Origin of the sequence: Streptomyces sp. 13-12-16, from assembly GCF_002114215.1 — a bacterium.
Taxonomy (GTDB): Bacteria; Actinomycetota; Actinomycetes; order Streptomycetales; family Streptomycetaceae; genus Streptomyces.
The window spans coordinates 1-7983 of sequence record NZ_NCTE01000019.1 but is presented as its reverse complement, the minus strand read 5'-3'; the positions used below and the strand labels follow the sequence as shown (position 1 = coordinate 7983).

Annotated in this window: 8 protein-coding genes; 2 read left to right on the top strand and 6 right to left on the bottom strand. The window is 73.1% G+C overall.

Translation table 11 applies throughout. The features are described from left to right. The 3 genes from B7767_RS01115 to pdhA all read right to left on the bottom strand — a co-directional run. Positions 1 to 372: biotin/lipoyl-containing protein (locus tag B7767_RS01115; RefSeq protein WP_306297928.1), on the bottom strand; the 372-nt coding region annotated here is incomplete at its 3' end. Further along, complete coding sequence (locus B7767_RS01110; RefSeq protein WP_085570426.1) at positions 372 to 1376, bottom strand: alpha-ketoacid dehydrogenase subunit beta; 1005 nt, start codon at positions 1374 to 1376, stop codon at positions 372 to 374. The genes B7767_RS01115 and B7767_RS01110, both read right to left, overlap by 1 nt. After that, complete coding sequence (gene pdhA / locus B7767_RS01105) at positions 1373 to 2515, bottom strand: pyruvate dehydrogenase (acetyl-transferring) E1 component subunit alpha (RefSeq protein WP_085570425.1); 1143 nt, start codon at positions 2513 to 2515, stop codon at positions 1373 to 1375. The genes B7767_RS01110 and pdhA overlap by 4 nt, the downstream gene beginning before the upstream one ends. A 185-nt stretch (positions 2516 to 2700) precedes the next feature. On the opposite strand from pdhA, the gene B7767_RS01100 reads away from it, so the two are divergent. Next, a complete protein-coding gene (locus B7767_RS01100) occupies positions 2701 to 3186 on the top strand; it encodes an Lrp/AsnC family transcriptional regulator (RefSeq protein WP_030856947.1) in 486 nt (161 codons plus the stop codon). Between the two features lie 6 nt (positions 3187 to 3192). Here B7767_RS01100 and B7767_RS01095 read toward each other — a convergent pair whose 3' ends face one another. Both B7767_RS01095 and B7767_RS01090 read right to left on the bottom strand, forming a co-directional pair. Beyond that, on the bottom strand, positions 3193 to 3783 hold the full coding sequence (locus B7767_RS01095) for a TetR/AcrR family transcriptional regulator (RefSeq protein ID WP_085570424.1): 591 nt from the start codon (positions 3781 to 3783) through the stop codon (positions 3193 to 3195). Beyond that, positions 3780 to 5294, bottom strand: coding sequence for a 3-hydroxyacyl-CoA dehydrogenase (locus tag B7767_RS01090; RefSeq protein WP_085570423.1), 1515 nt, complete (start codon positions 5292 to 5294; stop codon positions 3780 to 3782). The genes B7767_RS01095 and B7767_RS01090 overlap by 4 nt, the downstream gene beginning before the upstream one ends. A gap of 160 nt (positions 5295 to 5454) precedes the next feature. Between B7767_RS01090 and paaN the strand changes: the two genes are divergently transcribed. Continuing rightward, positions 5455 to 7146, top strand: a complete 1692-nt coding sequence (paaN, locus tag B7767_RS01085) for a phenylacetic acid degradation protein PaaN (protein ID WP_085570422.1) — start codon at positions 5455 to 5457, stop codon at positions 7144 to 7146. A gap of 9 nt (positions 7147 to 7155) precedes the next feature. Here the strand turns inward: paaN and B7767_RS01080 are convergent, their stop codons facing one another. Beyond that, positions 7156 to 7929, bottom strand: a complete 774-nt coding sequence (locus tag B7767_RS01080) for an RNA methyltransferase (RefSeq protein WP_085570421.1) — start codon at positions 7927 to 7929, stop codon at positions 7156 to 7158. Positions 7930 to 7983 lie beyond the last annotated feature (54 nt).

Here is a 7983-nt window from a genome sequence, read left to right as displayed (position 1 = left end):
CGCCGCGGTGCCGTAGCCGACCAGGACGTTGCCGGAGCCCTCGGTGGCGGGGGTCCCGCCGCGCGCGTCCTCGGATTCCGCGGGTTCCGCGGGGCTCGGGTCCCCGGCCGGGCGGCCGTCGGCCGGCTCGCCCACCGCCACCGTCAGCAGCGGAGCGCCGACGGGCAGCTCCGTGCCCTCCGCGCCGAAGCGGGCCGTGACGACACCGCCGTAGGGGCAGGGCACGTCCACCATCGCCTTGGCCGTCTCGACCTCGACGACCGGCTGGTCCACGGCGACGACGTCACCGACCTCGACCAGCCAGCGCACGATCTCCGCCTCGGTGAGCCCCTCACCGAGGTCGGGCAGCTTGAACTCCAGCACCTGTGCCATCAGCTCTCGGCCTCCCATTGCAGACGCCCCACGGCGTCCAGGATCCGGTCCACTCCGGGCAGGTGGTGGCGCTCCAGCATCGGCGGCGGGTACGGCAGGTCGAACCCGGCCACACGCAGCACCGGCGCCTCCAGGTGGTGGAAGCAGCGCTCCGTGACCCGGGCCGCGATCTCCCCGCCCGGGCCGCCGAAGCCACCCGACTCGTGGACGACGACCGCGCGCCCCGTCCGCCGTACCGAGGCGCACACCGTCTCGTCGTCGAACGGCACCAGGGAGCGCAGATCGACGACTTCGAGGTCCCAGCCCTCGGCCCGGGCCGCCTCGGCCGCCTCCATGCAGGCGGGTACGGACGGCCCGTACGTGATGAGCGTGGCGCTCCGCCCTGAGCGCCGCACCACCGCACGGCCTATCGGTTCAACGGCCGTCGGCTCCTCCGGGTTCCAGGAGTCCTTCGACCAGTACAGCCGCTTGGGCTCCAGGAAGACGACCGGGTCGTCGGAGGCGATGGCGGCGCGCAGCAGCCCGTAGGCGTCGGCGACGGTGGCGGGCGTGACGACGTGGAGCCCCGGGGTCGCCATGTAGTACGCCTCGGAGGAGTCGCTGTGGTGCTCGACGCCGCCGATGCCGCCGCCGTAGGGGACGCGGATGGTGAGCGGCAGCGGCATCTTCCCGCGCGTGCGGTTGCGCGTCTTCGCGACGTGCGAGATCAGCTGCTCGAAGGCCGGGTAGGCGAACGCGTCGAACTGCATCTCCACGACCGGGCGCAGTCCGTACATGGCCATGCCGACGGCCGTGCCGAGGATGCCCGCCTCGGCCAGCGGGGTGTCCGTGCAGCGGTCCTCGCCGAACTCCTCGGCGAGTCCGTCGGTGACGCGGAAGACACCGCCGAGGGTGCCGACGTCCTCGCCCATGACGTGCACGGACGGGTCGGCGGCCATGGCGTCGCGCATCGCGCGCGTGAGGGCCTGCGCCATGGTGGCCGGCTTGACGGCGACGGTGGTCATCGCTGTGCCCCTTCCGGCTCGGTCCCGGCCGCCAGCTCGGCCCGCAGCTGCTCGCGCTGCTCGAGGAGCTGCGGGGTGGGCTCGGCGTAGACGTGGGCGAAGAGGTCCATGGGGTCGAGCACCGGGTCCTGGTTCATGCGGGCGCGCAGGGAGGCGGCCATGGCCTCGGCGTCCTGGCGGGCGGTCTCGACACCGGTCTCGTCGAGCAGTCCGCGCCCGGTCAGCTCGTGCTCCAGCAGGGCGATCGGGTCGTGCCGCTTCCAGGTCTCGACCTCGGCGTCGCCGCGGTAGCGGGTGGCGTCGTCGGCGTTGGTGTGGGCCTCCACGCGGTACGTGATCGCCTCGACCAGGGTCGGACCGCCGCCCGCGCGGGCGCGGCGCACGGCGTCGGCCAGGACCTCGTGCACGGCGGCGGCGTCGTTGCCGTCCACCAGGCGGCCGGGCATGCCGTAGCCGACGGCCTTGTGGGCCAGCGACGGGGCCGCGGTCTGCTTGGCGAGCGGTACGGAGATCGCGAAGCCGTTGTTCTGGACGAGGAAGACCACCGGGGCCTGCCAGACGGCGGCGAAGTTCAGCGCCTCGTGGAAGTCGCCCTCGCTGGTGCCGCCGTCGCCGACCATGGCGAGCGCGACCACGTCGTCGCCCTTGAGGCGGGCGGCGTGCGCGAGACCGACGGCGTGCGGCAGCTGGGTGGCGAGCGGGGTGCTCAGCGGGGCCACACGGTGCTCGTGGGGGTCGTAGCCGGTGTGCCAGTCGCCGCGCAGCAGGGTGAGGGCCTCGACGGGGTCCACCCCGCGCGCGACGACCGCGAGGGTGTCGCGGTAGCTCGGGAAGAGCCAGTCCCGCTCCGCCAGGACGAGCGCGGCGGCGACCTCACAGGCCTCCTGACCGGTGCTGGAGGGGTAGACCGCGAGACGGCCCTGCTTGGTGAGGGCGGTGGCCTGCATGTTGTAGCGGCGACCCTTCACCAGCTCCGCGTACAGCCGGCGCAGCAGCTCCGGGTCGGCCTTCGCGGCCGCCTCGGTGCCGAGCACGCGGTACGGCTCCGCGTCGGGCAGCAGCGGCGTGGGGTCGGTACGGGGCTGCCAGGCGGGCGGCGGGGTCGGCCGGTAGGCCCCCCGCTGCTCCATGACCGTCATGACGGCACCTCCTCGTGGGACGTCGGAGGCGCGGCGTCTGTGACGCGCCTCACCAACCGATTGTTCGGTCGCCGGCACATTTTGGCTACGGGTGGCACCAGGCTGTGGACAAACGGTTCTCCACAACCTGAGATGGATGCAGGACGTCCACGGCGGAGAGGTGGGGGCGGGTGGCATCTGAACAAATGGCCGAGGGCCAGGAGGGGACCGGGCCGCTCGCTCCCGCGCGGCCCCTGGACGCCATCGACCAGGACATCCTGCGGATGCTCCAGGCGGACGGCCGCGCGTCGATACGGTCGGTCGCCGAGCGGGTGCACGTCTCCCGCGCGAACGCGTACGCGCGCATCAACCGGCTGGTCGAGGACGGTGTCATCCGCGGCTTCGGGGCCCGCGTCAACCATGAGCGGGCCGGTCACGGGACGTCCGCGTACATCACCCTGAAGATCGTCCAGAACACCTGGCGCACGGTCCGCGAGCAGCTCCGGCAGCTCCCGGGCGCCTCGCACATCGCGCTGGTGGGAGGGGACTTCGACGTACTGCTGCTGGTGCACACGCCCGACAACCGGGCGCTGCGCGAGCTGGTGCTCACCCGGCTCCAGGCGATCCCCGAGGTGCTGAGCACGCGCACCCTGCTGGTGTTCGAGGAGGAGGACCTGGAGCCGCAGGGGTGAGGGTCCTCAGGGCGTCTTGCGCAGCCCTCCGAAGGCGAGCTGCACCACCGCGTCGGCCACCTCGAGCTCGTTCATGCCGCGCCCGTCCGGCCGGTACCACTCCACGATCGAGTTGATCATGCCGAAGACCAGCCGGGTCACCAGGCGCACCTCTATGTCCTCGCGCACGTCCCCGTCGGCCGCCGCGGCCTTCAGCAGCGCCGCCACCCGGTGGTCGAACTCGCGCCGCCGCTCCAGCGCCCACCGCTCGGTGCCCGTGTTGCCGCGCACCCGCAGCAGCAGCGTCACGTACGGCAGTTCGGCGATCAGCACCTCGACCATGCGCCGTACGACGTACTCCAGCCGCCCGGCGGCGCGCCCCACGCGCGCGTGCTCCTCGTCGAGGATGCCGAACAGCCCGTCCAGGGCCCGGCTCACCGCACGGCGCAGCAGTTCCTCCTTGCCGGCCACGTGGTGGTAGATCGACGACTTGGAGATGCCGGCGGCCTTGGAGAGGTGCTCCATGGAAGTGCCGTCGTAGCCGCGTTCGTTGAACACCTGGACGGCGACGGACAGCAGCGTCTCCGGGGTGTACGTGTCGCGCCTGGCGGTGGTCACGGGGTGTCCTCCCTCTCGCGGGTGGCGCACGCGTACTGGTAGAGCGCGAGGGAGGGCGCGTAGCGGCCGGACGGGTCGATCTCGTGCATCTCGTCCAGCAGGGCGCCGGCCCAGCCGCGGCCGAGGCGGCGGCTCCACTCGAAGGGCCCCAGGGGGTAGTTCACACCCAGCCGCATCGCGGTGTCGACGTCCTCCTCGGTGGCGACGCCCTTGGCGACGGCCTCGACCGCGAGGTCGATGATCCGGGCCACCGTCCGCGCGACGATCATTCCGGGGACGTCCCCGATGACGCTGACCTTCTTGCCGAGCGCCTGGAACAACCCGGTGGCCTCGGCGACGGTCCGCGCGGAAGTGTCCTGGCAGTGGGACAGGGCGATGCGGGTGGCCGCGCGGTAGTCGAGGGCGAGGTCGAAGTAGACGACGTCGCTGAACTCCACGGAGGCCTGGCCGTCGGCGAGCACCAGCTGTCCGCCGCCGGGCAGCACCAGGCGGGTGCCCTCGTCCTCGGCCTCCTCGCGCACCTGGATGCCGGCCTCGCGGATCAGGGCGAGCAGCTCGGAGGCGGGTCCCAGGTCGCCCTCGGCGACGACGTACGCGGGCGGTTCGGCGGGCTCGGCGGTGTGCGGTTCGGGGCGCTCGGCGCCGGGACCGTGGTCGTACCAGCCGTGCCCGGTCTTGCGGCCGAGGCGGCCGGACTCGACCAGGCGGCGCTGGGCGAGCGAGGGGGTGAAGCGGACGTCCTGGAAGAAGGACCGCCACACCGAGTGGGTGACGGACTCGTTGACGTCCTGCCCGATGAGGTCGGTCAGCTCGAAGGCGCCCATGCGGAAACCGCCGGACTCGCGCAGGACCGCGTCGATGGTGGCCGGGTCGGCGCCCTGGGACTCGTACACCGCGAAGGCCTCGGCGTAGAAGGGCCGGGCGACGCGGTTGACGATGAAGCCGGGGGTGTCGGCGCAGGCGACGGGCGTCTTGCCCCAGGCGCGGGCCGTCTCGTACGCGCGCGTGGCGTACGCGACGTCGGTGGCGAAGCCGGAGACGACCTCGACGAGCGGCAGCAGCGGCGCGGGGTTGAAGAAGTGCAGGCCCACGAAGCGGCCGGGCGCGCGCAGGGCGCCGCCGATCGCGGTGACGGAGAGGGAGGAGGTGTTGGTGGCGAGCAGGCAGTCGTCGGAGACGACGTCCTCCAGCGCGCGGAACAGCTCCTGCTTGACGTCCAGGCGCTCCAGGACGGCCTCGACGACCAGGGCGCAGTCGGCGAGCTCGGCCAGCTCGCCGGCGGGCCGCAGACGGGCGCGGGCCGCGTCCCGTTCGGCGGCGGTGAGGCGCTCCTTCTCCACCAGCCGGTCGAGCCGGGCGCCGATCGCGTCGGCCGCCTGACGGGCCCGGCCGTCAGCGGCGTCGTACAGCCGCACGGGGTGGCCCGCGACCAGCGCGACCTGGGCGATTCCCTGGCCCATGGTGCCCGTGCCGACCACGGCCACGGGACTGCTGAGGTCGAGTGCTGTCATGTGCGCGATCCTCCCGCACGGGGTTTTCCACAGATGCGGCGGACCCCCTTGTCCCGACCGATCGTTCGGTTACTCTAACTCTGACCGCCCGTTCTGACTACGTTTCCGCACAGGTCCATGAGCTCGACGAAGAGTTCCTGAGACGAGGAGTTGGTCCCGCATGGCCGCCGAACCCACGGCGCACGAGCTGATCGCCCGGCACCGTCCCACCCTGGACCAGGCACTGGAAGCGATCCGCACGCGCGCGTACTGGTCCCCGCACCCCGAGCACCCCAAGGCGTACGGGGAGAACGGCAGCCTGGACATGGCGGCGGGCAAGGCCGCCTTCGACGCCCTGCTCGGCACCCGCCTCGACCTCGGCCAGCCCGGCACGGACGGCTGGGTGGACGGCGAGACCTCCCCGTACGGCATCGAGCTGGGCGTGAGCTACCCGCACGCGGACCTCGACGAGCTGCTGCCCGCCATGAAGGCGGGGATGCGGGCCTGGCGGGACGCGGGCGCGGAGACCCGCGCGGTGGTCTGCCTGGAGATCCTCAAGCGGATCAGCGACCGGACGATGGAGTTCGCCCAGGCGGTCATGCACACCTCCGGCCAGGCGTTCATGATGGCGTTCCAGGCGGGCGGCCCCCACGCGCAGGACCGCGGCATGGAGGCGGTGGCCTACGCGTACGCGGAGCAGGTCCGCACGCCCGGCACCGCGGAGTGGACCAAGCCGCAGGGCAAGCGCGACCCGCTCGCGCTCACCAAGCAGTTCGTCCCGGTCCCCAGGGGCATCGGCCTGGTCATCGGCTGCAACACCTTCCCCACGTGGAACGGCTACCCGGGCCTGTTCGCCTCGCTCGCCACCGGCAACGCGGTCCTGGTCAAGCCGCACCCCCGCGCGGTGCTGCCGCTCGCGCTCACCGTCCAGGTCGCCCGCCAGGTGCTCACCGAGGCCGGCTTCGACCCGAACCTGGTGGCGCTGGCCGCCGAGCGGCCCGGCGAGGGCATCGCCAAGGCGCTGGCCACCCGCCCGGAGATCCGGATCATCGACTACACCGGCTCCACCGAGTTCGGCGACTGGCTGGAGGGCAACGCGCGCCAGGCGCAGGTGTACACCGAGAAGGCCGGCGTCAACACGGTGATCGTGGAGTCGACCGGCGACTACAAGGGGATGCTGGCCAACCTGGCGTTCTCCCTGTCGCTGTACAGCGGCCAGATGTGCACCACCCCGCAGAACCTGCTGATCCCGCGCGACGGCATCACCACCGACCAGGGCCCCAAGTCCTTCGACGAGGTCGCCGCCGACCTGGCGAAGGCGGTCGACGGCCTGCTCGGCGACGACGCCCGCGCGAACGCGCTGCTGGGCGCGATCGTCAACCCGGACGTCAAGGCCCGTCTGGAGGCCGCCGCCGGGCTCGGCGAGGTCGCCCTCGCCTCCCGTGAGATCACCAACCCGGAGTTCCCGGACGCGGTGGTGCGCACGCCGGTGATCGTGAAGCTCGACGGCGCCAAGCCGGACGCCGAGGCCGCCTACATGAGCGAGTGCTTCGGCCCGGTCTCCTTCGCCGTCGCCGTCGACTCGGCCGACGAGGCGGCGGAGCTGCTGCGGCGCACGGTCCGAGAGAAGGGCGCGATGACGGTCGGCGCGTACACGACCTCCCCGGAGGTCGAGGAGACGGTGCGGGAGGTCTGCCTGGAGGAGGCCGCCCAGCTCTCCCTGAACCTCACCGGCGGGGTGTACGTCAACCAGACGGCCGCCTTCTCCGACTTCCACGGCTCCGGCGGCAACCCGGCGGCCAACGCGGCCCTGTGCGACGGCGCGTTCGTGGCCAACCGGTTCCGGGTGGTCGAGGTGCGCCGGGAGGCGTAGGACGCCGTTTCAGGAGGGTGCGCCCCCGGTGGCGCTCCAGTGGTACAGCGTCATGGCCACACTGGTCGCGAGGTTGTAGCTGGAGACCTGGGGGCGCATCGGCAGCGCCACCAGGTGGTCGGCCCGCGCGCGGAGCTCCGCCGACAGTCCGCTGCGCTCGGAGCCGAAGGCGAGCAGCGCGTCGTCCGGGAGCTTCAGCGAGCGGATGTCCTCGCCCTCCGGGTCGAGCGCGAAGACCGGCCCGGACGGCAGCTCCGCCACGGGCAGCCGTTCCACGGCGGTGGCGAAGTGCAGCCCCGCCCCGCCGCGCACGACGGTGGGGTGCCAGGGGTCGAGCGTGCCGGTGGTGACGACCCCGGTCGCCCCGAAACCGGCGGCCAGCCGGATCACCGCGCCCGCGTTGCCGAGGTTGCGCGGGTTGTCCAGGACCACCACGGGGGTGGTGCGCGGGGTGTGCGCCAGCTTCTCCAGGTTGCCCGCGCGGGAGGGGCGTACGGCCAGGGCGGCCACGGCGGTGGGATGCGGGCGCGGCACGAGAGCGGCGTACGTCCCGTGGGGCACCTCGGTCAGCAGCTCCGCCAGCGCCTCCCGCACGTCCCCGGCCAGCTCATCGGCGAGGGCGAGCGCGCCGGCCCGGTCCGCGGTGAGCGCCACCGGGACCTCGGCCCCGAAGCGCACGGCGTGCTTGAGGGCGTGGAAGCCGTCGAGCAGCACGGCGGCGCCGGCCAGCCGGTGCCAGGTGGAGACGGGGTCGGCCGGGGGCTCGGGAGCGGGGTCGGTCATGGCGTGCAGCCTACGTGCGCGGGCCCGGCACTCCGCCGGGTGCCGGGGCGGCCT